25 protein-coding genes are annotated in these 25,540 nt (G+C 67.6%); 19 read left to right on the top strand and 6 right to left on the bottom strand.

Features of this window, described 5'->3' with window-relative positions:
• Window positions 1-293: 293 nt before the first annotated feature.
• Window positions 294-1,439 carry a PA0069 family radical SAM protein gene (locus ACE3QW_RS21405; protein WP_029555324.1) on the top strand — a complete coding sequence of 382 codons (1,146 nt, stop codon included), beginning with the start codon at window positions 294-296 and terminating at the stop codon, window positions 1,437-1,439.
• Window positions 1,440-1,449: 10 nt separating this feature from the next.
• The gene (locus ACE3QW_RS21400) at window positions 1,450-1,899 is read left to right on the top strand and encodes a VOC family protein (RefSeq protein ID WP_374253865.1); all 450 of its coding nucleotides are present in this window, start codon (window positions 1,450-1,452) and stop codon (window positions 1,897-1,899) included.
• Window positions 1,900-1,902: 3 nt separating this feature from the next.
• On the opposite strand, the gene ACE3QW_RS21395 is transcribed toward ACE3QW_RS21400, so the two are convergent.
• The gene (locus tag ACE3QW_RS21395; protein WP_024280405.1) at window positions 1,903-2,616 is read right to left on the bottom strand and encodes a TetR/AcrR family transcriptional regulator; all 714 of its coding nucleotides are present in this window, start codon (window positions 2,614-2,616) and stop codon (window positions 1,903-1,905) included.
• Between the two features lie 657 nt (window positions 2,617-3,273).
• Between ACE3QW_RS21395 and ACE3QW_RS21390 the strand changes: the two genes are divergently transcribed.
• The 3 genes from ACE3QW_RS21390 (at window position 3,274) to ACE3QW_RS21380 (ending at window position 5,507) form a co-directional block, all read left to right on the top strand.
• Entirely contained in the window at window positions 3,274-4,239 is a 966-nt protein-coding gene (locus tag ACE3QW_RS21390; RefSeq protein ID WP_374253863.1) for a lipid kinase, read from the top strand.
• On the top strand, window positions 4,240-4,983 hold the full coding sequence (locus ACE3QW_RS21385; protein ID WP_250167143.1) for a TerC family protein: 744 nt from the start codon (window positions 4,240-4,242) through the stop codon (window positions 4,981-4,983). It begins immediately after the preceding gene.
• Window positions 4,984-5,153: 170 nt separating this feature from the next.
• Window positions 5,154-5,507: a hypothetical protein gene (locus tag ACE3QW_RS21380; RefSeq protein WP_024280407.1), complete on the top strand. Its 354-nt coding sequence runs from the start codon at window positions 5,154-5,156 to the stop codon at window positions 5,505-5,507.
• A 12-nt stretch (window positions 5,508-5,519) separates the two neighbouring features.
• On the opposite strand, the gene ACE3QW_RS21375 is transcribed toward ACE3QW_RS21380, so the two are convergent.
• The 3 genes from ACE3QW_RS21375 to ACE3QW_RS21365 all read right to left on the bottom strand — a co-directional run bounded on the left by ACE3QW_RS21375 (window position 5,520) and on the right by ACE3QW_RS21365 (window position 9,399).
• Window positions 5,520-6,821, bottom strand: a complete 1,302-nt coding sequence (locus tag ACE3QW_RS21375) for an NAD(P)/FAD-dependent oxidoreductase (protein ID WP_374253860.1) — start codon at window positions 6,819-6,821, stop codon at window positions 5,520-5,522.
• A 43-nt stretch (window positions 6,822-6,864) separates the two neighbouring features.
• Window positions 6,865-8,268: a glutamine synthetase family protein gene (locus ACE3QW_RS21370; RefSeq protein WP_029555330.1), complete on the bottom strand. Its 1,404-nt coding sequence runs from the start codon at window positions 8,266-8,268 to the stop codon at window positions 6,865-6,867.
• A 264-nt stretch (window positions 8,269-8,532) separates the two neighbouring features.
• Window positions 8,533-9,399 carry a DUF3108 domain-containing protein gene (locus tag ACE3QW_RS21365; protein WP_374253858.1) on the bottom strand — a complete coding sequence of 289 codons (867 nt, stop codon included), beginning with the start codon at window positions 9,397-9,399 and terminating at the stop codon, window positions 8,533-8,535.
• Window positions 9,400-9,720: 321 nt separating this feature from the next.
• Here ACE3QW_RS21365 and infC point away from each other — a divergent pair, with 321 nt between their 5' ends.
• Window positions 9,721-10,245, top strand: coding sequence for a translation initiation factor IF-3 (infC, locus tag ACE3QW_RS21360; RefSeq protein WP_024280411.1), 525 nt, complete (start codon window positions 9,721-9,723; stop codon window positions 10,243-10,245).
• 122 nt (window positions 10,246-10,367) lie between these two features.
• Here infC and ACE3QW_RS21355 read toward each other — a convergent pair whose 3' ends face one another.
• Window positions 10,368-11,087 carry a BA14K family protein gene (locus ACE3QW_RS21355; protein WP_280938454.1) on the bottom strand — a complete coding sequence of 240 codons (720 nt, stop codon included), beginning with the start codon at window positions 11,085-11,087 and terminating at the stop codon, window positions 10,368-10,370.
• Between the two features lie 196 nt (window positions 11,088-11,283).
• Between ACE3QW_RS21355 and ACE3QW_RS21350 the strand changes: the two genes are divergently transcribed.
• The 8 genes from ACE3QW_RS21350 (at window position 11,284) to yidC (ending at window position 19,251) form a co-directional block, all read left to right on the top strand.
• On the top strand, window positions 11,284-11,847 hold the full coding sequence (locus ACE3QW_RS21350; RefSeq protein WP_374253855.1) for a BA14K family protein: 564 nt from the start codon (window positions 11,284-11,286) through the stop codon (window positions 11,845-11,847).
• 255 nt (window positions 11,848-12,102) lie between these two features.
• On the top strand, window positions 12,103-12,303 hold the full coding sequence (gene rpmI / locus ACE3QW_RS21345) for a 50S ribosomal protein L35 (protein WP_024280413.1): 201 nt from the start codon (window positions 12,103-12,105) through the stop codon (window positions 12,301-12,303).
• Between the two features lie 28 nt (window positions 12,304-12,331).
• A complete protein-coding gene (rplT, locus tag ACE3QW_RS21340; RefSeq protein WP_024280414.1) occupies window positions 12,332-12,694 on the top strand; it encodes a 50S ribosomal protein L20 in 363 nt (120 codons plus the stop codon).
• A gap of 200 nt (window positions 12,695-12,894) precedes the next feature.
• The gene (pheS, locus tag ACE3QW_RS21335) at window positions 12,895-14,007 is read left to right on the top strand and encodes a phenylalanine--tRNA ligase subunit alpha (RefSeq protein ID WP_374253853.1); all 1,113 of its coding nucleotides are present in this window, start codon (window positions 12,895-12,897) and stop codon (window positions 14,005-14,007) included.
• Window positions 14,008-14,019: 12 nt separating this feature from the next.
• On the top strand, window positions 14,020-16,434 hold the full coding sequence (gene pheT, locus ACE3QW_RS21330; protein ID WP_374253851.1) for a phenylalanine--tRNA ligase subunit beta: 2,415 nt from the start codon (window positions 14,020-14,022) through the stop codon (window positions 16,432-16,434).
• A 234-nt stretch (window positions 16,435-16,668) separates the two neighbouring features.
• Entirely contained in the window at window positions 16,669-16,803 is a 135-nt protein-coding gene (gene rpmH, locus ACE3QW_RS21325) for a 50S ribosomal protein L34 (RefSeq protein ID WP_024280417.1), read from the top strand.
• 44 nt (window positions 16,804-16,847) lie between these two features.
• Complete coding sequence (gene rnpA, locus ACE3QW_RS21320) at window positions 16,848-17,417, top strand: ribonuclease P protein component (RefSeq protein WP_374253849.1); 570 nt, start codon at window positions 16,848-16,850, stop codon at window positions 17,415-17,417.
• On the top strand, window positions 17,410-19,251 hold the full coding sequence (gene yidC / locus ACE3QW_RS21315) for a membrane protein insertase YidC (RefSeq protein ID WP_024280419.1): 1,842 nt from the start codon (window positions 17,410-17,412) through the stop codon (window positions 19,249-19,251). Before rnpA ends, yidC begins: the two co-directional genes overlap by 8 nt.
• 73 nt (window positions 19,252-19,324) lie before the next feature.
• Here the strand turns inward: yidC and ACE3QW_RS21310 are convergent, their stop codons facing one another.
• Window positions 19,325-20,326, bottom strand: coding sequence for a LysR family transcriptional regulator (locus tag ACE3QW_RS21310; protein WP_250167134.1), 1,002 nt, complete (start codon window positions 20,324-20,326; stop codon window positions 19,325-19,327).
• Window positions 20,327-20,420: 94 nt separating this feature from the next.
• Here ACE3QW_RS21310 and ACE3QW_RS21305 point away from each other — a divergent pair, with 94 nt between their 5' ends.
• From ACE3QW_RS21305 to ACE3QW_RS21285, 5 genes are all read left to right on the top strand, one after another.
• On the top strand, window positions 20,421-21,887 hold the full coding sequence (locus ACE3QW_RS21305) for a form I ribulose bisphosphate carboxylase large subunit (protein ID WP_029555337.1): 1,467 nt from the start codon (window positions 20,421-20,423) through the stop codon (window positions 21,885-21,887).
• Window positions 21,888-21,898: 11 nt separating this feature from the next.
• The gene (locus ACE3QW_RS21300) at window positions 21,899-22,300 is read left to right on the top strand and encodes a ribulose bisphosphate carboxylase small subunit (RefSeq protein WP_024280422.1); all 402 of its coding nucleotides are present in this window, start codon (window positions 21,899-21,901) and stop codon (window positions 22,298-22,300) included.
• Between the two features lie 71 nt (window positions 22,301-22,371).
• A complete protein-coding gene (cbbX, locus tag ACE3QW_RS21295) occupies window positions 22,372-23,325 on the top strand; it encodes a CbbX protein (protein WP_024280423.1) in 954 nt (317 codons plus the stop codon).
• Window positions 23,326-23,414: 89 nt separating this feature from the next.
• Complete coding sequence (locus ACE3QW_RS21290) at window positions 23,415-24,509, top strand: class 1 fructose-bisphosphatase (RefSeq protein ID WP_374253846.1); 1,095 nt, start codon at window positions 23,415-23,417, stop codon at window positions 24,507-24,509.
• Between the two features lie 35 nt (window positions 24,510-24,544).
• Window positions 24,545-25,420 (top strand): phosphoribulokinase, encoded by an 876-nt coding sequence (locus tag ACE3QW_RS21285; RefSeq protein ID WP_024280424.1) that lies wholly within the window; start codon window positions 24,545-24,547, stop codon window positions 25,418-25,420.
• The last annotated feature ends 120 nt before the right edge of the window (window positions 25,421-25,540 follow it).

Here is a 25,540-nt window from a genome sequence, read left to right as displayed (position 1 = left end):
TGTTCTTGTTATGTTCCGTTTTCGGTGCTAGCTTTTTAAGCATGAGCCCCGCATCCGATTCCCACGGCCCGCGCGCAGCCGCCCCGCCCGTTCCGGGGGGACCAATTGCCGCGCCGATCGCTCCCGCCCTGAAGGCCACCAGGACGGCATCGCCCAAGGCCGTTCCTGCCAAGGCTGTTCCCGCCAAGGCAGCTCCCGCCAAGGCGGCACAGCCCAAGGCAGCACAGCCCAAGGCTGCGTCCAGCGACGCCCGCATCGCCTCGCCGCCGGTGAAGACCCGGAGCGATCGGATCATGGGCCGGCTCGCCGAGGAACGCCGAGCGCCGCCCCCTGCCCTGCCGCCGGCGCTGGACGGCGAGGTCGGGACCGGCGTGGAGGCGGAACGGCGGCGCGGCCGGGGCGCGGTCTCCAACGCCGCCGGGCGCTTCGAGCCCGCCGCCCGCGTGCTGTTCGACGACGGCTGGCAGACGCTGGAAGACCTGCCGCCCTTCCGCACGGAGGTCACGGAGGAGCGGGCCCGCACCATCATCACGCGCAACCAGTCGCCCGATATCGCCTTCGACCGCTCCATCAACGCCTACCGGGGCTGCGAGCACGGCTGCATCTATTGCTTCGCGCGGCCGACCCACGCCTATCAGGGCCTCTCCGCAGGGCTCGATTTCGAGACCAAGCTGTTCGTGAAGCCGGACGCGCCGGAACTGCTCGCGCGGGAGCTGTCGCACCCGTCCTATAAGCCGCGCGTCATCGCCATGGGGACCAATACCGACCCCTACCAGCCCATCGAGCGGCGCTATGAGCTGACGCGGCGCATCCTGGAGGTGCTGGCGGACTTCGGCCATCCGGTGGGCATCGTCACCAAATCGGCGCTGGTGGTGCGCGACATCGACATCCTCGGACCGATGGCGGAAAAGGGCCTCGCCAAGGTCGCCATCTCCATGACCACGCTCGACCCGCACCTGTCCCGCACCATGGAGCCGCGCGCCGCCAGTCCCCATGTGCGCCTCGGCACCATCCGCCGGCTCGCCGACGCCGGCATTCCCACCGCGGTCCTGACCGCGCCGCTGATCCCGGCGCTGAACGACATGGAGATCGAGCGCATCCTCGACGCTGCAAAGGCCGCCGGGGCATCCGAGGCCGGCTATGTGATGCTGCGCCTGCCGCTGGAGATCGCCGACCTGTTCCGGGAATGGCTGGTGGCCAATTTCCCGGACAAGGCCCGCCACGTGCTGAACCTCATCCGCCAGATGCACGGCGGCAAGGATTACGACTCCACCTTCGGCAAGCGAGGGCGGGGGGAAGGCCCCTATGCCTGGACGGTGGGCCGCAGGTTCGAGATCGCCGCCCGCCGCCTCGGCCTCGCGGGGCGGGGACTGAAGCTGACCACCGCACACTTCCGCCACCCCAAGCAGGCGGGCGAGCAGCTCGACCTGTTCGCTTGAAGAGCCCAGCATGACCGCACCCGATCTCAGACTCCACCTCGTCACGCTCGGCGTTTCCGACCTGTCGCGCGCCGCCGCATTCTATCGCGCCCTCGGCCTCGTGGAGAGCAAGGCCGGAGAAGGAGAAGCCGGCAATGTCGCCTTCTTCCATGCGGGCAATGTGGTACTGAGCCTTTTTCCGCGCGGGCGCCTCGCCGAGGATGCGACGCTGGCGGATACCCCGCCGCAGCCCTTCGCCGGCCTCACGCTCGCCTGCAATGTGGGATCGCCGGAGGAGGCCGAGGCCCTGATCGCGCGGGCGGAGGCGGCGGGCGGGCGCGTGGTGAAGCCGGCGGAGAAGGTGTTCTGGGGCGGAACGAGCGGCTATTTCGCCGACCCCGACGGGCATCTGTGGGAGGTCGCCCACAATCCCTTCTTTCCGTTCGATGCCGAGGGCCGGCTGATGCTGCCCGGCGCTTGACCGTCAGGGCGCCGTGCGGCGGTCGCTGCCGTAAGCACGCAGGAATACACGGACGGCGCCGCGCACAGACTTCTCTACCACCGCCGGATCGGGCGCATCCGGTGCGCCGACGAGGACGGGAATGGTCACGCCATCCTTGCAGAGGGTGAGAAACTGGCTCGCCGCCTGGTTCACATCCTCGATATCCAGCAGCCCCTGCTCCACCTTGGCCTTCAGGAACACCGAGAGACGGGTAATCCCCTCGCACGGCCCCGCTTCGAAGAAGCGCCGACCGACGTCCGGAAACTTTCCGGAGATGGAGATGACGGTCCGCAGAAGGGCGATGCTGCTGGGCCGCAGGATGGCGGTGACAAAGGAGCGGCCGATCTCGGTGAGCGCCGCCTCGATGTCCGCTTCGTCGGGATTCACCACGAACATGCGCTCGGCGGTCTCGCCGCATTCGCTGGAGACGAGCTCGGCGAACAGGTCTTCCTTGTTCTCGAAATAGACGTAGAGCGTGCCCTTGGAGACGCCGGCCGCGCGGGCGATGTCGCCCATGCTGGCGGCATCGAAACCGCGATCGAAGAACACCTGCCGCGCGCCGGAGAGGATCTGGCTGCGCTTCTCGGGGTCCTGGCCCGCGCCGGAGCCGGCTTCATGCGCATCACACGGGCCGCAATCCTCCCGGCCGGCCGCCTGTTGCGGCTTGAGTGCGATATCGCCTTCGCTGTCCGTCATTCCGCCGATCTCTTCCTCTTGTCTTCGTTCTCCGCGATCGCGCGGGCTCTGCGCAAGCACGTTGACGCCTTCCCGGCACCTTCAGCCGCGGCCATGGCAACGATGACACACGCTGCCCTCCGCGAATGCCCCGCCTTCCCCAGGGGAGGGGCGGGACACAACTTTTCTGACCGAACCGTTCAGTTCGTTCTTGCATGACTGAAAGCGGTGCGCTATGTCAATATTCATCGAACCAAACCGTTCGGTCATCGCTTGGAACCGCAACCCACGCGCTGAACGAACCGAGGGAGGAGAGCAACGCCCCCGCTCTCCTCCCTTCCTTTCCCGCCGATCGGTTCGGTCATGACCCGGTGCCGCAACCCTGGTCCTGACTGATGCGAGAGGGAGGAGAGCAACGCCCCCGCTCTCCTCCCTCTGTTTCCATCGGCCCGTCCTCCCGAATGTCCCGCCGGCCGCCATTCCGCCCGAGCCGAAGCCGCCGCACCGCGACATTCCGCCACATCCCCTTTGGTGAACGGGCTAAAGCCCCTATTTCCTCGCTCACCGGTCCGGGCCCCTCTGGCGCAGGTCTCCTGCGTGATGTCGGATCAGGCGTGATATCCGCGCTCCGTCCAGAGGCCCCATGGTTCCCTCCGCATCGCCGAGACCCGTTTGAGCATGACCGCACAAGGCCCGAAGAGCCGACGGCGTGCGCTGTTCATGGTCAATCCGCACGCCCGCAACGGCGCTCTGCCGCTTGATGCCGTGCGCGCCGTCCTTGAGACCGGCATCGATCTTCTCGAAGCCCCGCTGCCGCCGTCAGGCGAAGTCTCGGATGTGCTGCGCGCCCGCGCGCCCGAGGTTGATCTCGTCATCCTCGGCGGTGGCGATGGCACGCTCAATGCGGCAGCGTCCGGCCTCTACGACACCCAGCTTCCCCTGGGAGTGCTGCCGCTCGGCACGGCGAACGACTTCGCCCTCACCCTCTCCATTCCCACTGATCCGCTGGCGGCGGCGCGGGTCATCCTCGACCACGCGCCCCGCTTCATCGACCTGGGCGACGTGAACGGCCATCCCTTCCTGAACGTGGCAAGCATCGGCTTTTCCGCCGATCTTGCCCGCGCACTCACGCGAGAGGCCAAGCGCTATTTCGGCGTGGTGGGCTACGGCATCGTCGCCGCCCGCCTCCTCATGCAATCGCGCCTGTTCACCGCCTACATCGAGCACGACGGGACGGCCGAAGCCGTGCGCACCCTTCAGGTATCGGTGGGAAACGGCCGCCACTACGGCGGCGGCCTGACGGTGGAGGCGAGCGCCACGGCCGATGACGGCCAGCTCGATTTCTACAGCCTGGAGGTGGACCACTGGTGGCGCCTTCTGGCCCTCCTGCCCTCGCTCCGCGACGGCACGCAGGGCCAGTGGGACGATGTGCGCGCCTTCCGGACCAAAAAGGTGGTGGTGCGCACCAGCCGTCCGCGCCCTGTGAATACCGACGGCGAACTTGTCACCTTCACCCCGGCGCATTTCAGCATCCGCCCGGCCGCCATCCGTGTCCACGCGCCGCCGCAGACCCCGCCCCAGACCTGGCCCCAGACCGGCGGCCTCCAGAATTCCTCGCAACCCCTCGCTGAAGGCACCCCCTAGATGGACTACCTCCTCCAACTCGCAGCCGATCCCGCCGCGTGGGTCGCCCTGGTGACGCTGGTGGCCATGGAAGTCGTGCTCGGCATCGACAACCTGATCTTCATCTCCATCCTCACCAACAAGCTGCCGGAGCAATACCGCAGCAAGGCGCGGCGCATCGGCATCAGCCTCGCGCTCATCATGCGCCTCGCTCTGCTCGGCACCATCGCCATCATCGTGCGGCTGACGGCACCCATCTTCGAGGTGTTCGGCCATGGCTTCTCGTGGCGCGACCTCATCCTCATCGCCGGCGGCCTGTTCCTGGTGTGGAAGGCCACCACCGAGATCCATCACAACGTGGACCCGCAGACCCATGCGGAGGACGTCAAGGACAGCAAGATCACCATCGGCTTCACCGCCGCCATCGTGCAGATCCTGATGCTCGACATCGTGTTCTCCATCGACAGCATCGTCACCGCCGTGGGCATGACCGAGCACATCCCGATCATGGTCATCGCCGTGATCGCCGCCGTGACCTGCATGCTGCTCGCCGCGGACCCGCTGGCCCGCTTCATCGAGGCGAACCCCACCGTGGTGATGCTGGCGCTGGGCTTCCTCATCATGATCGGCATGACGCTGATCGCGGAAGGCTTCGGCGCCCACGTCCCCAAGGGCTACGTCTACGCCGCCATGGGCTTCTCCACGGCCATCGAAGGCCTGAACATGCTGGTCCGCCGCCGCCGCACGGCCGGCGCAGGGCACTGAGCCGGGAAGGCCCCATGCAAGACGGGGCGCGCGCCGCGCCATCCGGTCGCGCCACCGCATTCCAACGCGCCGCGGGCATGGTTATGCTCGCGGCGCGGGCGGATCGGCCCGCGACTCAAAGGGGCGTCGCCGGCAGTCCGCCGCCCCGCATCCTGTGGCCGAGGTCGAGAATGGCTCATTTTTCCGCATCCCGTTTCGCCGTCGCGCTGGTGCCGGCGCTGGTGCTGATCGCGTCTGCCGCCCCGGCGCGCGCGCAGGCCTGCCTGGAGCAGATTGTTACGGTTCAGGCAGCGCTCAAGGAGCGCCTGCCCCACCCCAAGAAGCCGCCGGAGCAGGACCAGTCCATCGCGGCGCAGACCGACCGCCAGGCCACGCCGGGCTCGCTCGCCGCGGCGGGCCTGACCCAGCCGGACTCCGGCGCCCTCGGCGCGCTCAACCAGGCCATCAACCTGCAGGCGGCTGGCGACGAGGCCGGCTGCCTCAAGGCGCTCGCCGAGGCCAAGCGGCTGGGTGGCCTGAACTGAGGTCGGGCGGGCTCAGAGCCGGTCGCGCAGGGCGTAGTAACTGAGACCCGCCATCATCAGCGGGGTGCGCAGCAGGGTGCCGCCGGGAAAGGGCGGCACCGGCAGGCGGCCGAGCAGATCGAAACGCGAGAGCTGGCCCTGCACCGCCTCGGCGAGAATCTTGCCGAACAGCGGCGCCAGTGCCACGCCCTGGCCGCTGTAGCCGGCCGAGACGAGGACGTTCGGGGAAACCCGCCGCACGAAGGGCAGGCGCGTCATGGTGATGGCCAGCACGCCGCCCCAGGCATAGTCGATGCGCGCTTCGCCGAGCTGCGGGAAGATGCGCAGCATGAAGGGCCGCACGAAGTCCGCCACGTCCGGCCGCAGCCCGCGGCGATAGCTCTCGCCGCCGCCGAACAGCAGCCGGCCGTCCGCCGACAGACGGAAATAGTTGATGACGAACCGGCTGTCCGCCACGGCCGCGTCGTTGGCGATGATCTCCTGCGCCAACTCTCCGAGGGGCTCTGTGGCGGCGATATAGTTGCAGATGGGCATGACATGGGCATCCACCCGCCGGTCGAGTCCGTCCATCAGTCCGTTGCCGCATTCCAGCAGGAAGTCGGCGACCACGCTGCCGCCGCCGTCGGTGGAGACGGTCACGCCGGCCTCGTCCCTCACCTTGACCACCCGCGTCCCCTCGTGAATCTCGACCCCGGCCGCGATGGCGGCGGAGCCGAGGCCGAGGGCGAAGTTGAGCGGGTGCAGGTGGCCCGCGCCCTTGTCCAGCAGGCCGCCATAATAGGCCGAGGTGCCGACCAGCGCCCGGATTTCGTCGCGCGAGAGCGGCACGAGGGCGTCGTAGCCGTAGTCCGCCGCGAGCGAGCGGGCATAGTCGTAGCTGTCCGGGACGTAGCGTGCCTTGTGGTCGGCGAGGATCAGGCCGTCGCGCAAGTCGCAGGGGATGTCGTGCCGGGCGATGAGGCTGCGCACCAGCGCCTTGCCCTCCTCAGCGAGGTCCCACAGCTTGCGGGCGTCCTCAAGCCCCACGGCCTTTTCCAGGAAGTCCTGCCCGCGGCGCTGGCCGCTGTGGAGCTGCCCGCCGTTGCGCCCCGAGGCGCCGGAGCCCACCCGCGCGGCCTCCAGCACCACCACCTTGAACCCCGCCTCAGCCAGATGCAGCGCGGCGGACAGGCCCGTATAGCCCGCACCGATGATGCACACGTCGGCCCGCACCGCGCCCTTCAGGGGCGAGAAGGCTGGGAATGCGGTGGCCGTCGCGGTATACCAGGACCGGGCGTGGCCGGCCGGATTGAGTGGTGCGGCGACCCGGTGCATGGCGCTTTCCTTCTTCTTGTTCTCTTGGTGCACCGGGACGGCCTCACACGTTGAGCAGAAGGTACTCCCGCTCCCAGGGCGAGATCACCCTCATGAAGGTTTCGAACTCGGCCTGCTTCACCGCCGCGAAAGCCGAGACGAACCGCGCCCCCAGCACCTCGGCCAGGGCCTCGTTGTCCTGGAACGCCGCAACCGCCTCGAGCAGTCCGCGGGGCAGGTCGAAATCGAGATTCTTCGCGTCGCCCTCGATCGGGTCCGTGGCGCGCAGGTTCTCGGTCAGGCCGAGATAGCCGCAGGCGAGGGAGGCGGCGATGGCGAGGTAGGGATTGGCATCCGACGACGGCACACGGTTCTCCAGCCGCCGTGCCTCGGGGGTGGACGGCGGCACGCGCAGCCCGGCGGTGCGGTTGTCGTAGCCCCATTGCAGGTTGATGGGCGCCATGGAGTCGCGTGTCAGCCGGCGATAGGAGTTCACATAGGGCGCCATGATGCACATGACCGCCGGCAGGTACTTCTGGTGGCCGGCGATGAAGGAGAAGAATTCCGGCGTCGGGTCGCCGTCCTCGTCCGAGAACAAATTGCCCCCGGTGGCGGTGTTGAGGATCGACTGGTGGATGTGCATGGCGCTGCCCGGCTCGTTGGCGATGGGCTTGGCCATGAAGGTCGCATAGATCTTGTGCGCGAGCGCCGCCTCGCGGATGGTGCGCTTGAACAGGAACACCTGATCCGCCAGCACCAGCGGATCGCCATGGCGCAGGTTGATTTCCATCTGCGCCGCGCCGTCCTCGTGGATCAGCGTGTCGATCTCCAGCCCTTGGGCCTCGGAATAATCATAGATGTCCTCGAACAGGGCATCGAACTCGTTGACCGCCTGGATGGAATAGGACTGGCGGCCGATCTCCGGCCGGCCCGAGCGGCCCACCGGCGGCTTCAGGGGGTAATCGGGATCGGTGTTGGGCTCGACGAGATAGAACTCGATCTCCGGCGCCACCACCGGCTTCCAGCCCTTCTTCTCGTAGAGCGAGATGACGTGCCGCAGCACCTGCCGGGGGGCGAGTTCCACCGGGCGCCCGTCGCGGTGGTAGGCATCATGGATCACCTGGGCGGTGGGGTCCTGCGCCCACGGCACCGAGCACAAGGTGGCGAGGTCCGGCTCCAGCACGAGGTCGCTGTCGGCGATCACCGAATCGACCAGCCCTTCGTAATCGGGATACTCGCCGGAAATGGTCTGGAAGAAGACCGATAGCGGCAGGTTCATCACGGGCGAGGAGAAGAACTTGGAGGCAGGCATGATCTTGCCGCGGGCGACGCCGGCCAGATCGGGAACGGTGCATTCGATCTCGGTGATGCCCCGGCTGGCCATCCAGGCCTTGGCTTCCGTCAGCGATGTCACACCCCGCGGGGCCGTTGCCTGAGCCTTCTGCGCACCCTTGCTGCGTTTCGACATGATGTCCTCGGGCGTGAACCGCTCACGCCCGATCAGGGAACACCTGTGCCGCCGTCAGTGTCAACGCGACGCGGTAGCGGCAAGGCTCACGTTCGGGAAAGATGCAGTGCGGCGGCGATGTTCCGGTCCGGGACAGGCGCGTGGGCCGCCTCGGAACAGCCATCGAACGAATCACGATCGAATCGCAGCGCCGGCCGTGTTCCCGCTTCTCCCCCTACGAGATGTTGGGCCTCGGCCTCAGCGGTAGCGGATTCGGGCAACCGCTCAGCGCGGCGCGTTCACCGGCACCGTGCCGGCCTTCGCCTCGGTCTCCAGCGAGGTGGCTTCCAGCAGGGCGGTGCCGATCATGGTCGCGACGGACACCCTGAACGGCGCCATCAGGCGCGTGCCGGCGATGGGCACCAGCCAGACGTAGATATCCTTGTTTTCTGCCATGTACTTGACCGTGTAGCGGGTGGGCCGGTGGCCGGCGACCGGCTGGTAGCGCACGGAACACACCACGGCAGAGCCGGCGTATCCCGCCACCTTCACCGTCTCGGTGCGCTGATAGGTCAAGACGAGATCGTAGCGCTGGCGACCATCGAACACGGGGACCGAGCGGGCGCAGGCCGCGGCGGACACCATGTCGCCGGTGCCGGGCACATAGACGAAGGCGCCGCTCATGGGGTCGAGAATGTTCTGCAGCACCGCCTGTTCGATGGGGACGCGGTCGGCGGCCGGCTTGAACGGCGGCTCCACCTCCATCTCCTTCACCGCCCCCGAGGCCATTGCGAGACGCGCGGTCTCCGCCTTGCCGTCGGCCTCGGCGTTGAGCGCGTAGACCTTCGGCACCAGCTTGCCGCCGGAGATGGTGCCGCGCGAGGCGGCAACGCCCTTGCCCGACGACACGGCACGCAGCACGCCCGTGACGCGGGCGGAGCCGGAAATCTCGTAGGTCTGGTCCCCGGCCTCGACCTTGATGGACCCGCGGCCAAGCTCGACCCCGCCCACGGAGAGCACATATTTGGCATTGAACTGTCCGTCCGCACGGGCGGGACCGGCAAGGCCAGCGGCAAGGAGCAGGCCGGCCATGGCGGCACCGGCGCGGTGCCGGAAACGGAGCAAAGGAGCGGTCATCGGGGGCGTCGTCATTGCAGAATCCGGAAGGAGACGTCCGGGGGGCCGGCGGACCCGTGTCCCAGAGGCATGCACAGGGAAGGCGGCTGAACTGTGGCCCATCGCCGGACCGGCTGGCAGCCCCGCCGGACCGCCCGCGGGCGGAACCCGCCGGCAGCCGCCTCGGCAATGCCGCGCGAATCCGCATGGGTCATTGACTTTACGGCGGTTTGTCACGATCTTTCCAGCCTACCCTGAGAGGCGGGTTGCGCAGACGACGGCAAGGACCGGCGCCGCGGCCTGTCTACCTCGGGGGATCGTGTTGATTGCCAAGGAGCTGAAGCCATTCGCCGCCCTATGAGACCCGTCGCGCCGGAGAAGGATGGACCGCGCGTCAATGAGGAAATCCGCATCCGCGAAGTCCAGCTGATCGACCAGGACGGTCAGAACCGCGGCGTGGTAGCAATCCGCGATGCGCTGACATTGGCGCAGGAAGCCGGGCTTGATCTCGTGGAGATCTCCCCCAATTCCGCGCCCCCCGTCTGCAAGATCCTCGATTACGGCCGCTTCAAGTACCAGAACCAGAAGAAGGCCAGCGAGGCGCGCAAGAAGCAGAAGGTGGTCGAGGTCAAGGAGATCAAGCTCCGTCCCGGCATCGACGATCACGACTACGACGTGAAGATGCGGGCGATGCAGCGCTTCTTCGAGGAAGGCGACAAGGTGAAGGTCACCCTGCGCTTCCGCGGTCGCGAGATGGCGCACCAGGACATCGGCTACAAGCTGCTGCAGAAGCTCAAGGAAGAAGTTTCGACCGTCGCCAAGGTCGAGGCCGAGCCCATGCTGGAAGGCCGGCAGATGATTATGATTCTCGCCCCGCGTTGATGCGGGATCGGGGGCATTAAAGAAAAAGCCCGGCGCAGTGCGCCGGGCTTTTCTCGTTTAGGCACCGGGTTTGCGACCCTTGGGCCGTCGGGATCGCGGCCGACAGTGCGGCCGCGCGTCCCTCACGGACAGGGGTGCTGGTACCCGTCGTAGCCGGTGTAGGTACCGGTCGCCGGGTTGTACGAGCGGAACCGCGACATGCAGTAGGCCACCGCATCGTTGGTGTAGACCGGCTCCGCATTGGCCGCCGCCACCGCGCCCAGCGCCAGGCCGCTGGCGACGCCGAGTGCGATCCACGCGCCGGTATTGTTGTAGTAGCCCCAGCCCCAGCCGGGACGATACCAGCCCCAGCCCGGACGCCACGGCCCCGGACCCCACGCGCCCGGCGGCGGGCGCCAGCCCGGATGACCCCAGCCCGGACCACCGGGACCCCAACCGGGACGGCCGGGACCCCAGCCGGGCCGGCCCGGTCCCCAACCGCCGGCGTAAGCGGGACGACCGACATAGCCGGGACGGCCCACATAACCCGGGCGCCCCACGTAGCCGGGACGGCCGACATAGCCGGGACGACCGACGTAACCCGGGCGGCCCACGAAGCCGGGGCGGCCGACATAACCCCGACCACCATAGCCGACGCGGGGCCCGCCCATGCGCACGGCGCCCACGCGCGGGCCACCGCCGCCGCGCCAAGCCACCTGCTCCACGGTGCCCACATTGGCCATCGCGGGATTGGCAAGGCCAAGGCGCAGCGCTTGTGCATTCGCGACGGGAACCGAAAGCGAAAGCATGCCTCCCGCGACAGCCGCCGCGGCAAACAATGCCACCCTTCTTGTGCCGAACATGATCTTCACTCCCTCAACACTTTCTATCTTCAGCGGCCTTTGTGTCGAATGTTTCGCGGACGTAGCGGAACTTGCGGCTGGAAAGCGGCGAACTGGTGCATTTCCACGCACATCTGCCGCCGACGATCACGCATGCGTGACGGAAGGCATCCCTCCGTCCTCTGGGGCGTTGACCTGACATCACAAGGAGTTCGGTATGCCCCATCTGTTACGCAAGACCTTCCGGCGGATCACCGTCGGCCTCACCTCCGCGGCCCTCGTCGCTTCCAGCGTCGGTGTGGCCGCCGTGGCGACGGCACCGGCCGCTTCCGCCCAGGCGTTGCGGGCCGGTGCCGCATCGATGAACGTTCAGGCCGCCGCACCGGACGAAGTGCAGGCGCGACGCGGCGGACCCCACCGGGGCTCGGTTGTGCGTGGCCCCGGGCGCGGTCCGGGACACGCCGTGCGCGGCCCGGTTCGGGGGCCTGGCTATGGTCGGCCCGGTTACGGTCGGCCCGGCTGGCATGGCCCCCGGCCCGGCTATCACGCCCGCTGGGGACGGCCCTATTGGCGCAACGGCGGCTGGTACTATCGCAACAACAACGGCGCGTGGATCGCGGCCGGCATCGCTGGCCTCGCCATCGGTGCGGCGGCCGGAGCGGCAGCGGCGAATTCCGGCGGAAATGACGCGGTGTCCTACTGCGCCCAGCGATTCCGCTCCTACAATCCGGCGACCGGCACCTACACCGGCTATGACGGGCTTCAGCACCCCTGCCCCTGAGGCGGTCGGCATGTGATAGAGAAGGTCGCCGCCCAGCGCGGCGGCCTTTTTCATGCGCGGCCGGCCTTTCAGGGCTCCCCTCCCCCCGCTTCGGCGGCCCGGCCCTTGCCTTTATGCTCCCGCTCCTGTAACGACTGCCGCCTTCGAACTCGCCGGCGATTAAGGGCTGCCGCGCGGGTTCATACCGCTCAACAGCAACAAGAGGCTGAGCGTCCACCGCCCTCGCGGGCGAGGACCCATGCCACGGAGAGCCAAATGCCCAAGATGAAGACCAAGTCGGGAGCGAAGAAACGCTTCCGTCTGACGGGTACGGGAAAAGTGATCGCGGGTCAGGCCGGCAAGCGCCATGGCATGATCAAGCGGACCAACAACCAGATCCGCAACCAGCGCGGCACGACCATCCTCGCCGAGTGCGACGGCAAGGTCATCCGCAAGTCGTTCCTGCCGAACGGCTGACGCCACTGCGATCTGAAGGAGCTTTTCCATGGCCCGCGTGAAACGTGGCGTTACCTCACACGCCAAGCACAAGAAGGTCTACAAAGCCGCAAAGGGCTTTTACGGCCGCCGCAAGAATACCATCCGCGCTGCGAAGTCGGCCGTCGAACGGTCGATGCAGTATGCCTACCGCGATCGCAAGGTGAAGAAGCGCAACTTCCGCGCGCTCTGGATCCAGCGCATCAACGCCGGTGTGCGCGCGCTCGATCTCGACCTGACCTATTCGCGATTTATCGATGGTCTCGGCAAGGCCGGGATCGAGGTCGATCGCAAGGTGCTCTCGGATATCGCCATCCACGAGCCCGACGCGTTCAAGGCCCTGGTGGAGAAGGCCAAGGCCGCTCTCGTCTGAGAGGCGGTACTCGCCTGAAACGCTGCCCTCGCCGGATCGGCGACAGCGCAGCGCTTTCTCCTCCCGTCTTTTCCGAGACCTTCAAGAGCCCCGTGCGGATCATCCGTCCGGGGCTTTTGCCATTGGGCGCGGCCCGTCTATAAGCGGCGCGACCCGACGCCGGCCCCTCCGCCGGCCTTTTCGTTTTCCGGGATAGACCCATGTCCGCGACACCATCCGCCACCGATCCGAGCGCCCTCGAAGACCTTCAGGAGAGCCTCTCCGCCGCCATCCTGCGCGCCCAGGACGAGGCCGGCCTTGAGGAGGTGCGCATCGCCGCCCTCGGCAAGAAGGGATCGGTTTCCGAACTGCTGAAGTCGCTGGGCGGCATGAGCCCGGACGAGCGCAAGGTGATGGGTCCCGCCATCAACGGCCTGCGCGACGCGGTGCAGGGCCTCCTCTCCCATCGCCGCGCGGCACTGAAGAGCGCCGCCCTGGAGGCGCGCCTCGCCACCGAGCGGGTGGACGTGACCCTGCCCGTGCGCGAGGCGGCCGCCGAGACCGGCCGCGTCCACCCCATTGCGCAGGTGACCGAGGAACTGGTCGCCATCTTCGCCGACATGGGCTTCTCGGTGGCGGAAGGCCCGGACATCGAGGACGATTTCCACAACTTCACCGCGCTGAACTTCCCCGCCGGCCATCCGGCCCGCGAGATGCACGACACCTTCTTCCTGCCCCCCGGCGTGGACGGCGAGCGCAAGGTGCTGCGCACCCACACCTCGCCCGTGCAGGTGCGCACCATGCAGGCATCGAGGCCGCCCATCCGCGTCATCTGCCCCGGCCGCACCTATCGCTGCGATTCGGACCAGACCCACACGCCCATGTTCCATCAGGTGGAGGGGCTGGTGATCGACAAGGGCGCGCACCTCGGCCACCTCAAGTGGGTGCTGGAGGAGTTCTGCAAGTCCTTCTTCGAGGTGGAGGGCGTGAAGATGCGCTTCCGCCCCTCCTTCTTCCCCTTCACCGAGCCCAGCATGGAAGTGGACATCCAGTGCGACCGCTCCCGCCCCGGCGAGATCCGCTTCGGCGAGGGCTCGGACTGGCTGGAAATCCTCGGCTGCGGGATGGTGCATCCCAACGTGCTGCGCAACTGCGGCATCGACCCGGACGAGTACCAGGGCTTCGCCTGGGGCATGGGCATCGATCGCATCGCCATGCTCAAGTACGGCATGAGCGACCTGCGCGCCTTCTTCGAGGCCGACGTGCGCTGGCTCTCCCACTACGGCTTCCGCCCGCTGGACTTCCCGACGCTGGCCGGCGGCCTGAGCGCGTAAGGAGCAGGACCCATGAAATTCACCTACTCCTGGCTCAAGGATCACCTCGAGCCCACCGCCAGCTTCGACCAGATCGTGGAGCGCCTCTCCCTCATCGGCCTTGAGGTCGAGGGCGTGGAGGACAAGGCCAAGCAGCTCGCGCCCTTCGTGGTGGGCGAGGTGCTCACCGCCGAGAAGCACCCGAACGCCGACAAGCTGCGCGTCTGCACCGTGTCCATTGGCAAGGGTGACCCCATCCAGGTGGTGTGCGGCGCGCCGAACGCGCGGGCGGGGCTGAAGACCGTCTTCGCCGCGCCGGGCACGGTCATCCCCACGTCGGGGCTGGAACTGAAGATCGGCAAGATCCGCGACGTGGAAAGCCGCGGCATGCTCTGCTCGGCCCGCGAGATGGGGCTTTCGGAGGAGCATGACGGCATCCTGGAGCTGCCGGAAGATGCCCCCGTGGGCGCGCCCTTCGCGGAGGTGCTGGGGCTGAACGACCCGGTGATCGAGATCGCCGTGACGCCCAACCGCGCCGACTGCCTCGGCGTCTCCGGCGTTGCCCGCGACCTCGCCGCCGCCGATCTCGGCGAGCTGATGGCGCCGCGGGTGAAGCCCGTCGAAGGCACGTTCCCCGCCCCGCTGAAGGTGACGCTGGAGTTCGGCGAGACCTCGCCGCTCTGCCCGGCCTTTGCCCTTCGGGTGGTGAAGGGCGTGAAGAACGGCCCCTCCCCCCAGTGGCTGCAGGATCGCCTGCGCGCCATCGGCCTGCGCCCCATCAACGCGCTGGTGGACGTCACCAATTTCATGACGTTCGACCGCAACCGCCCGCTCCACGTGTTCGACCTGAAGAAGGTGACGGGCAACCTCGTGGTGCGCCGGGCCAAGGGCGGCGAGACGCTGCTGGCGCTCGACGGCAAGACCTACACGCTCGACGAGAGCATGTGCGTCATCGCCGACGACAGGGGCGTGGAGAGCCTCGCCGGCATCATGGGCGGCGAAGACTCGGGCTGCGATGAGAACACCACGGACGTGGTGGTCGAATCGGCGCTGTGGGATGCGATCAACATCGCCCAGACCGGCCGCAAGCTCGGCATCAATTCCGATGCCCGCTTCCGCTTCGAGCGTGGTATCGACCCCGCATTCACCCTGCCGGGCCTCGACCTCGCCACCCACCTCATCCTTGAACTGTGCGGCGGCGAGCCGTCCGAGATGGTGCTGGCCGGCGCCATCCCCGACACCGCCCGCACCATCGCCTTCCCCCTCACCGAGGTGAAGCGGTTGACCGGGCTGGAAGCCTCCGAGGACGAGATTCGCGGCGTGCTGGAGAAGCTCGGCTTCGCCGTCTCCGGCGCGGCGCCGGTGCTCGATGTGGTTCCGCCCTCCTGGCGCGGCGACATCGAGGGCAAGGCTGACCTCGTGGAAGAGGTGGTGCGCATTCTCGGCCTCGAGCGCGTGCCCTCCACCGAGCTGCCCCGCGGGACGGATGCCCGCAAGGCGGTGCTGACCACCCTCCAGCTGCGCAGCCGCAAGGCCCGCCGCTCCTTGGCGGCGCGGGGTATGGTGGAAGCGGTCACCTGGTCCTTCGTGTCCAAGGAGGCCGCGAGGCTGTTCGGCGGCGGCGCGGATGCCCTCGCCTTGTCGAATCCCATCGCCTCCGACCTCTCGGACATGCGCCCGAGCCTCCTGCCCGGCCTCATCCGGTCAGCCGGCGCCAATGCGGCGCGTGGGGCGGGCGACGTGGCCCTGTTCGAGGTGGGACAGGTCTTCCTCGGCGACGGCCCCGGCGACCAGCGCCAGGCCGCCTCCGGCGTGCGCCGAGGCACGGCCAGGCCCTCGGGCGGCGGACGCCACTGGGCGGGCAATGCGGCGGCGGTGGATGCCTTCGACGCCAAGGCGGATGCGCTCGCCGCGCTTGCCGCCTGCGGGGCGCCGGTGGCGAATCTGCAGGTCACCACCGATGCCCCCGGCTGGTACCACCCCGGCCGCTCCGGCACGCTGCGCCTCGGCTCCAACGCCATGGCCCATTTCGGCGAGATCCATCCCGCCGTGCTGGAGGCCCTGGACGTGACCGGGCCGCTGGTCGCCTTCGAGATCGTGCTCGACAAGATCCCGGAGCCCAAGGCCAAGGCGACGCGGGTGAAGCCGAATCTCGACCTCTCGCCGTTCCAGGCGGTGAAGCGCGACTTCGCCTTCCTCGTGGACCGGGACGTTGCCGCCGCTGATATCCTCAAGGCCGCACAGGGGGCGGACAAGAAGCTCGTCACCGGCGTCGGCGTGTTCGACCTCTACGAGGGCAAGGGCATAGATCCCGACAAGAAGTCGGTGGCCGTGGAAGTCACGCTCCAGCCGCGGGAGCGCACGCTCACCGACAAGGAGATCGAGGAGGTCGCCGGCCGCATCGTCGCGGAAGTGGCGAAGAAGACGGGCGCCACGCTGCGCGCCTGACGAGAAGCGCCGGCGGCGCGTGTTGTCCCCATGCTTTGGATTGACGCGCGCCGCCGCTGCCCCTATAAGCCGAGCCCGAACTCAGGCGGCTGCGGCGGCCGGAGCCCAGCCTTCATTGCCGCATGATCCTTAGGGATCGGGCCGCAAGCCGGGCAGCAGCGAACCATCGCCGTCGCAGCGCCGCTGCTGGGGTCCGATCCGCAAGACGGCCTCAAGACATCTGGAGATTTGACCGTGAAGCGCACCTATCAACCCAGCAAGCTCGTGCGCAAGCGCCGCCACGGCTTCCGTGCGCGCATGGAGACCCGCAACGGCCGCAAGATCATTGCCGCCCGCCGCGCCCACGGCCGCAAGCGCCTGTCCGCCTGAGGGTGGACCCTCGCGGAGCTGCCCGACTTCGGGAGCCGTCCAACGTGGAACGCCCCTCGGACTTCAATCCGGATCGTCTCCGCCGGCTGGACCGTCTCAAGAAACGCCGTGATTTCCTCGCTGCGGCCAAGGCCGAGCGTGCCGGCGTCGCCTCCTTCCTCATGCAGAGCCGCGATCGCGGCGATGGGGCAGGTGTGCGCGTCGGCTTCACCGTGACCAAGAAGACCGGCAATTCCGTCGTGCGAAATCGCATCCGCCGCCGCCTCCGCGAGGCCGTGCGGCAGGTGCTGCCGGAAGCCGGGCGACCCGGCTTCGATTATGTGCTGGTGGCCCGCGAGGCCTCGCTGCGCACCCCCTTCGACAGCCTCGTGTCCGAGATGGAGCGCGCCGTGCGCAAGCTGCACGCGCCCAAGGCCCCCAAAGAGAGGGCTCCCAAGGACAGGGCTTCCAAGGATACCCTCCCGAAAGACAAGGCGCGGTCCCGACAGGGCGCGCCGCGGGTCTTAAAAGAGTCGCTGCCGGCGTCTAAGGACGCGGCACGCTCCGCTGGCGATGCCGGCTTCAACACTCCCGATTTGACGATGCCGCCGACGGAGACCCTCCGGCATGAGTGAAAACCGCAACATGTTCATCGCCATCGGCCTGTCGATGGCGATCCTCATCGGCTGGCAGTTCTTCTTCGGCATTCCGCAGGCGGAAAAGCAGCGGCAGGCCGCCGAGCAGCAGCGAATCGTCCAGCAGGCGCAGCAGCAGGCCCAGTCCGACACCACGCCGGCACCGGGTGCCGCTCCGGGAACGACCCCCGCGGGCCTGCCCCAGACGGGCGCGCCGGGCGCCGGCCGGGCGCTGACCCGCGCCGAGGCCATCGCTGCCTCTCCCCGCGCGCCCATCGCAACTCAGCGCCTCAGCGGCTCGATCTCGCTGCGCGGCGCCCGCGCGGACGACCTGCTCCTGACCGAGTATCACGAGACGGTGGACCCCAAGAGCCCGAACATCGTGCTCCTGTCGCCGTCCGGCGGTCCTAATCCCTTCTATGCGGAATTCGGCTGGACCTCGGCCGCCGGCGCCGGCGTCGCCGTGCCCGGCCCGGACACGCTCTGGACCGCCCAGCCCGGCGCCACCCTGACCGAGAAGACCCCCCTCGTCCTCACCTGGGACAACGGGCAGGGCCTGACCTTCCGCCGCACCTTCACCATCGACGACCACTACATGTTCGCGGTGAAGGACGAGGTCGAGAACAAGGGTTCCGCATCGGCCACCCTCTATCCCTACGCCCTCGTCTCGCGGCACGGCGTGCCGCACGTGGCCGGCTTCTACATCCTGCATGAGGGCCTGATCGGCGTCCTCGGCGACAACGGCCTGCAGGAAGTCACCTACGCCAAGATGGACAAGGAGAAGCCGCTCGCCTTCTCCGCCACCGGCGGCTGGCTCGGCATCACCGACAAGTACTGGGCGGCCACCGTCATCCCCGACCAGAGCGTGAAGGTGGACGCCAAGTTCTCCTCCGCCATGATCAACGGCGTTCAGACCTTCCAGACCGACTATCTCGCCCAGCCCCTCACGGTGGAGCCGGGCAGCAAGATCGCCTCCTCCGGCCAGCTCTTCGCCGGCGCCAAGGTGGTTCAAGTGGTGGACGGCTACGCCGAGTCCTACAAGATCGACCGCTTCGACCGGCTGATCGACTGGGGCTGGTTCTATTTCATCACCAAGCCGCTGTTCCTCGTCATCGACTGGATCTATCGCGTCGTCGGCAATTTCGGCGTCGCCATCCTGGTGGTGACGGTGCTGCTCAAGGGCATCTTCTTCCCGCTGGCCAACAAGTCCTACGCCTCCATGGCGAAGATGAAGGCGGTGCAGCCGGAACTCACCTCCATCCGCGAGCGCTACGCCGACGACAAGGTGAAGCAGCAGCAGGCGATGATGGAGCTGTACAAGAAGGAGAAGATCAATCCGGTGGCGGGGTGCCTGCCCATCCTGATCCAGATCCCGGTGTTCTTCGCCCTCTACAAGGTGCTGTTCGTCACCATCGAGATGCGGCATGCGCCGTTCTTCGGCTGGATCCGCGACCTCTCGGCGCCCGACCCGACCACGGTGTTCAACCTGTTCGGCCTCATTCCCTGGGATCCGGGCTCCGTGCCGGTCATCGGCAGCTATCTCCTGCTCGGCGCCTGGCCGCTCATCATGGGCGTGACCATGTGGGTGCAGATGAAGCTGAACCCGGCCCCGCCGGACCCGACCCAGCAGATGATCTTCAACTGGATGCCCATCATCTTCACCTTCATGCTGGCGCACTTCGCCGCCGGCCTGGTGATCTACTGGGCCTGGAACAACACGCTCTCCGTCACCCAGCAGGCCGTCATCATGCGGCGCAACGGGGTGAAGATCGAGCTGTGGGACAACATCAAGGGCGCCCTCGGCTTCGGCAAGAAATCGGCGGCCAAGGGATAGCCTCCCGTCACCACCCGGACGTCAGGACGCCGCGCCCCGCAAGGAGCGCGGCGTCTTTCGTTTCGGGGCGCTCTCAAACCGGATCGCGGGCTACAGCCTTCGCAGGGGTGCTGCCGGAGACATGGTCCGGCAGATAGCAGCGCCCGCCCTCCCCGCCCGGCATCTGCGGCAGGAAGCTCGCGCCTTCGCGCTCGAGGAAATCCATCAGCGCCTGACCGGCCGGCAGCAGGCGCTTGTCGCGGGCGCGCACCGCCAGCCATTGGCGCACCACCGGCAGCCCCTCCACCTCCAGCACCCGCAGCCGGCCGTCCGCCACCTCCGCCGCCACCGTGTGGGCGGAGATGAATGCGAGGCCGAGGCCGGCCATCACCGACTGCTTGATGGTCTCGTTGGAGCCGATCTCCATGGCGATGGGCGGGTTGGGCGCCCCCGCCTCCTCGAACACCCGCTCCATGAGAATGCGCGTGCCCGATCCTGGCTCGCGCACCAGAAGCGATTCGCGGGTGAGATCGGCCGGAGTGATTCGCTTGCGCCGCTTGAACAGGGGATGGTCCACGGGCGCCACGACGATGTGCGGATGGTCGCCGATCAGCCGCGTCTCCGCCTCCAGCGACGGCGGCGGACGGCCCATGATGGCCACGTCGAAATCAAGGCTCACAATGCCCCGGATGATGTCTTCGCGGTTGCCGATGATAAGCCGCAGCTCGATTTCCGGCCGGCGCCGGCGGAAGGCGGCGAGGGCCATGGGGGCGAAGTATTTGGCCGTGGAGACCACCCCCACCACCACCGAACCGCGCTCGGGGCTCTTCAACGCCGCAATGGCCCGCTCCGCCTCCGACAAGGCCCGCGCGATGCGCTCCTGGGCGGAAAGAAGCTCCTGTCCAGCGGCGGTCGGTCGCAGACGGCCGTCCACCCGCTCGAACACCGGGACGCCGATGTCCTCCTCCAGCGCCTTCATCTGAGCGGTGACGGCGGGCGGGCTCAAACCCATGTCCTGCGCGGCTTTGGCATAGGAGCCGGAGGCCGCGGCAAGGGCCACGAGGCGGAGCTGTCGAAGGGTCCAGTGGGGCGCCACTTCAGATTTCCTGAATGCCTACTTCATATCATTTAAATTTACCTGAAATCGGCGCGGGGGCAAGGTCACCTCAACAAACAGGAGGGCCGCCATCATGGGTGCCGACGCCGCCATCGGGCAGATCAAGGACGCCAAGAAGAGGTACGCCGCAGGCGTGCTGAAATATGCCCAGATGGGCTATTGGGATGGCGACTACCAGCCCAAGGACACCGACATCCTCGCGCTGTTCCGCGTCACCCCCCAGGACGGCGTGGACCCGGTCGAGGCCGCCGCCGCCGTCGCCGGTGAAAGCTCCACCGCCACCTGGACCGTGGTGTGGACCGACCGCCTCACCGCCGCCGACATGTACCGCGCCAAGGCCTACAAGGTGGAGCCGGTGCCGGGCCAGCCGGGGCAGTATTTCTGCTGGGTCGCCTATGAGCTCGACCTGTTCGAGGAAGGCTCCATCGCCAACCTCACCGCCTCGATCATCGGCAACGTCTTCTCCTTCAAGCCGCTGAAGGCCTGCCGCCTGGAGGACATGCGCCTCCCCGTCGCCTATGTGAAGACCTTCCGCGGCCCGCCCACCGGTATCGTCGTGGAGCGCGAGCGCCTCGACAAGTTCGGCCGCCCCCTTCTGGGCGCCACCACCAAGCCGAAGCTGGGCCTGTCCGGCAAGAACTACGGCCGCGTGGTTTACGAAGGCCTCAAGGGCGGCCTCGATTTCGTGAAGGACGACGAGAACATCAATTCTCAGCCCTTCATGCACTGGCGTGACCGCTTCCTCTACTGCATGGAAGCCGTCAACAAGGCGCAGGCCGAGACCGGCGAGGTGAAGGGGCACTACCTCAACATCACCGCCGGCACCATGGAAGAGATGTACCGCCGCGCCGACTTCGCCAAGGAGCTGGGCTCCGTGGTGGTGATGGTGGACCTCATCGTCGGCTGGACCGCCATCCAGTCCATCTCCAACTGGTGCCGCGAAAACGACATGCTGCTGCACATGCACCGTGCGGGCCATGGCACCTATACGCGCCAGAAGGGCCACGGCATCTCGTTCCGCGTCATCGCCAAGTGGCTGCGCCTCGCCGGCGTCGACCATCTCCACACCGGCACCGCGGTGGGCAAGCTGGAAGGCGACCCCATGACCGTGCAGGGCTACTACAACGTCTGCCGCGAGGACGTGACCAAGACCGACTACACCCGCGGCATCTTCTTCGATCAGGACTGGGCGGGCCTGCGCAAGGTCATGCCAGTCGCCTCGGGCGGCATCCATGCCGGCCAGATGCACCAGCTCATCGACCTGTTCGGCGAAGACGTGGTGCTCCAGTTCGGCGGCGGCACCATCGGCCATCCCGACGGCATCCAGGCCGGCGCCATCGCCAACCGCGTCGCGCTGGAAACCATGATCCTTGCCCGCAACGAGGGCCGGGACATCAAGAACGAAGGCCCGGAAATCCTGGTCGAGGCCGCCAAGTGGTGCCAGCCGCTGCGCGCCGCCCTCGATACCTGGGGCGAGGTGACCTTCAATTACGCCTCCACCGACACGTCCGACTTCGTGCCCACCGCGTCCGTCGCCTGAGGAGAAGAGACATGCGCATCACCCAAGGCACCTTCTCCTTCCTGCCCGACCTCACGGCGGCCCAGGTCAAGGCCCAGATCCAGTATGCGCTGGACCAGAACTGGGCGGTCTCGGTCGAGTACACGGACGATCCCCATCCCCGGAACACCTATTGGGAGATGTGGGGCCTGCCCATGTTCGACCTGCGCGATGCCGCCGGCGTCTATGGCGAGGTCGAGGCCTGCCGCACCGCCCATCCCGGCAAGTATGTGCGGGTGAACGCCTTCGACTCCAATCGCGGGTGGGAGACGGTGCGCCTCTCCTTCATCGTCCAGCGTCCGGAGAAGGAAGACGGCTTCCGCCTCGACCGCACCGAAGGGCCGGGCCGCACCCAGCGCTACGCACTCCAGCACCGGTCCTACGCGGCCGGCTGATCTGACCACCCATTTCGAGCTTCACCAGCGCGGCCGTTCCCACCGCGCCACTTAACGCCGAGGTTCGAGTCATGCTCGATGTTGCCACATCCGCACCGTCCGCCGCGTTGCCGGCTGAGGCTGCCGAGGGCAGGCTCGACCTCGGCGCTCTCTTCACCGAGAGCGAAGTCCCCGAATTTCTCGCCGAGCTGGACGAGGGCCTGATCGGGCTCAAGCCCGTCAAGCGGCGCATCCGCGAGATCGCCGCCCACCTCGTCATCGGCCGGGCCCGCGAAAAGCTGGGCCTCACCTCCGGCGCGCCGACGCTGCACATGGCGTTCACCGGCAATCCCGGCACCGGCAAGACCACGGTCGCGCTGAAAATGGCGCAGATCCTCCACCGCCTTGGATATGTGCGGCGGGGTCATCTTGTCTCGGTGACGCGGGACGATCTCGTGGGCCAATATATCGGCCACACGGCACCGAAGACCAAAGAGATTCTTAAGAAGGCCATGGGCGGCGTCCTGTTCATAGACGAGGCTTATTATCTGTACCGGCCCGAGAACGAGCGGGATTACGGTCAGGAAGCCATCGAGATTCTGCTCCAGGTGATGGAAAACCAGCGGGACGATCTCGTGGTGATCCTCGCGGGCTACAAGGACCGCATGGACCGCTTCTTCGAGAGCAATCCCGGCTTCCGCTCCCGCATCGCCCACCACATCGACTTCCCGGACTATGAGGACGCCGAGCTGGTGGAGATCGCCAAGACCATGGCGGCCGATGCCGACTACACCTTCAGCCCGGAGGCCGAGGTCGCGATCGAGGAATATGTGGCCAAGCGCCGGCTCCAGCCGAACTTCGCCAACGCGCGCTCGATCCGCAACGCCTTGGACCGCATGCGGCTACGCCAGTCGCTGCGGCTGTTCGAGAGCGGCGGGCTCGCCGACCGCGCTGCCCTGTCGACCATTTCCGAGGGGGATGTCCGCGCCAGCCGGGTGTTTGCCGGCGGCATCGACGCCCCGGACTACAAGCCCCAGACGGAATAATCCGCTTCGGGACCGGAAGACGACCAAAAATAAAACCTGTGACGGCCCGCCGAACGGGCCGCGCGGAGGAGCCCTCAGGGAGATCTGCCATGTTGGAGCCGAACGCAGACCATCGGGCCGCAGTTGCCCAGGCTGCAGGTGTCGCAGCCTCGCGTATCACGCTCACCGTCATGCTCGACGAGTGGGCGGGTGCGGATGCCCGCCGCCGTGCCGTCGCGGATACCGTCTGCGCCCTCGCCACCGGTTGCGCGTCGCTGGCCGCAGCCATCGCCGAGGGGCCGCTCGCCGGCGATCTCGCCCGCACCCTCTCCTCCGGCGAGGCCGGCGAAGGCCAGAAGGCGCTGGACGTCATCTCCAACGACATCGTCATCGGCGCGCTGAAGGCGGCGCCGGTCGCGGCGGTGGCATCCGAGGAGAACGACGCCCCGGTCCTGCTCGATGCCACCGCGCCGCTGCTCGTCGCCATCGACCCGCTGGACGGCTCGTCCAACATCGACACCGACATCTCGGTCGGCACCATCTTTGCCGTCTTCCCGCGTCCCGAAGGCGCCGACGCGTCCGAACCCTCTGCCTTCCTGCAGAACGGGCGGGACATGCTGGCCGCCGGCTATGTGATCTACGGCCCCCACACCGCGATGATGCTGACGCTCGGCGCCGGCACCTGGCACTTCGCCCTCGACCGCGCCGGCCTCTTCCGCTTGGTCAATGCAGAGGTGAAGGTGAAGGAGGGCGCGGCCGAGTTCGCCATCAACATGTCCAATTACCACCACTGGGACGTGCCGGTGCGTGACTATGTGGATGACTGCCTCGCCGGCAAGAAGGGGCCGCGGGAGCGCGACTTCAACATGCGCTGGGTGGCCTCCATGGTGGCGGACGCGCATCGCATATTCCAGCGCGGCGGTATCTATCTTTATCCGGGCGATGGCCGGAAGGGCTACACCCACGGCCGCCTGCGCCTTCTCTATGAGGCCTTCCCGGTCGCCTTCCTGATGGAGCAGGCGAGCGGTTCGGCCACCGACGGCCGGGGCGCGATCCTGGATCTTTCCGCCACCGGCCTGCACCAGCGCGTGCCGTTCATCTTCGGCTCCCGCGACGAGGTGGCCCGGGTCTCCCGCTATCACCTGGAGCCGAACGGCCATGGCGAGCGCTCGCCGCTGTTCGCGCGGCGCGGGCTGTTCATCTGAACCGCGCCCCCTGATCTCCGAGATTCGAGCACACCATGTCCATCAAGCACCCCATCATTGTCGTCACCGGTTCGTCGGGCGCGGGAACGACCTCCGTGAAGCGGACCTTCGAGCAGATCTTCTATCGCGAGAAGGTCAAGGCGGCCTTCGTGGAAGGCGACAGCTTCCACCGCTACGACCGCTATGAGATGCGCGAGCTGATGGCCGCCGAGGCGGCCAAGGGCAACAAGCACTTCAGCCACTTCTCGCCCGAGACCAACCGGCTCGACGATCTGGCCCAGCTGTTCAAGGACTATGGGGCGACCGGCTCCGGCCGCTTCCGGCACTACGTCCACGATGCCGGCGAAGCCAAGCTGTACAATACCGAGCCCGGCCGCTTCACCGACTGGGAAGATCTGGAGCAGGGCACCGACATCCTCTTCTACGAGGGTCTGCACGGGGCGGTCGTCACCGACGAACTGAACCTCGCCCAGCATGCCGACCTGAAGATCGGCGTGGTGCCCGTGATCAACCTGGAGTGGATCCAGAAGATCCACCGCGACAAGGCCACCCGCGGCTACACCACCGAGGACGTGACCGACACCATCATGCGGCGCATGCCCGATTACGTGCGCTACATCTGCCCGCAGTTCACCGAGACCGACATCAACTTCCAGCGCGTGCCGACGGTGGACACTTCCAACCCGTTCGTCGCCCGCTGGATCCCGACGCCGGACGAATCCATGGTCGTGATCCGCTTCCGCGACCCGCACGGCATCGATTTCCCCTATCTGCTGTCGATGATCCACAACAGCTTCATGTCGCGGGCGAATTCCATCGTCATCCCGGGCAACAAGCAGGATCTCGCCATGCAGCTCCTGCTGACCCCGCTCATCATGAAGCTGATGGACAGGAAGCGCCGCGCCGGCTGAGCCGGGCGCGAAGCTCCCCTCCCCCGCGCCGGGGGGAGGGTGAGGGGGGAGGGCGGCACGTTCTTGAGCCCCGAAGCCCGGGCGACCTTGGACGCGTGGCTGCTGCCCTCCCCCCACCCT

The organism is Xanthobacter sp. (assembly GCF_041911315.1).
Lineage (GTDB): Bacteria > Pseudomonadota > Alphaproteobacteria > Rhizobiales > Xanthobacteraceae > Xanthobacter > Xanthobacter aminoxidans.
The sequence above is the reverse complement of the archived record's forward strand: the minus strand, read 5'-3'. Positions and strand labels throughout refer to the sequence as shown.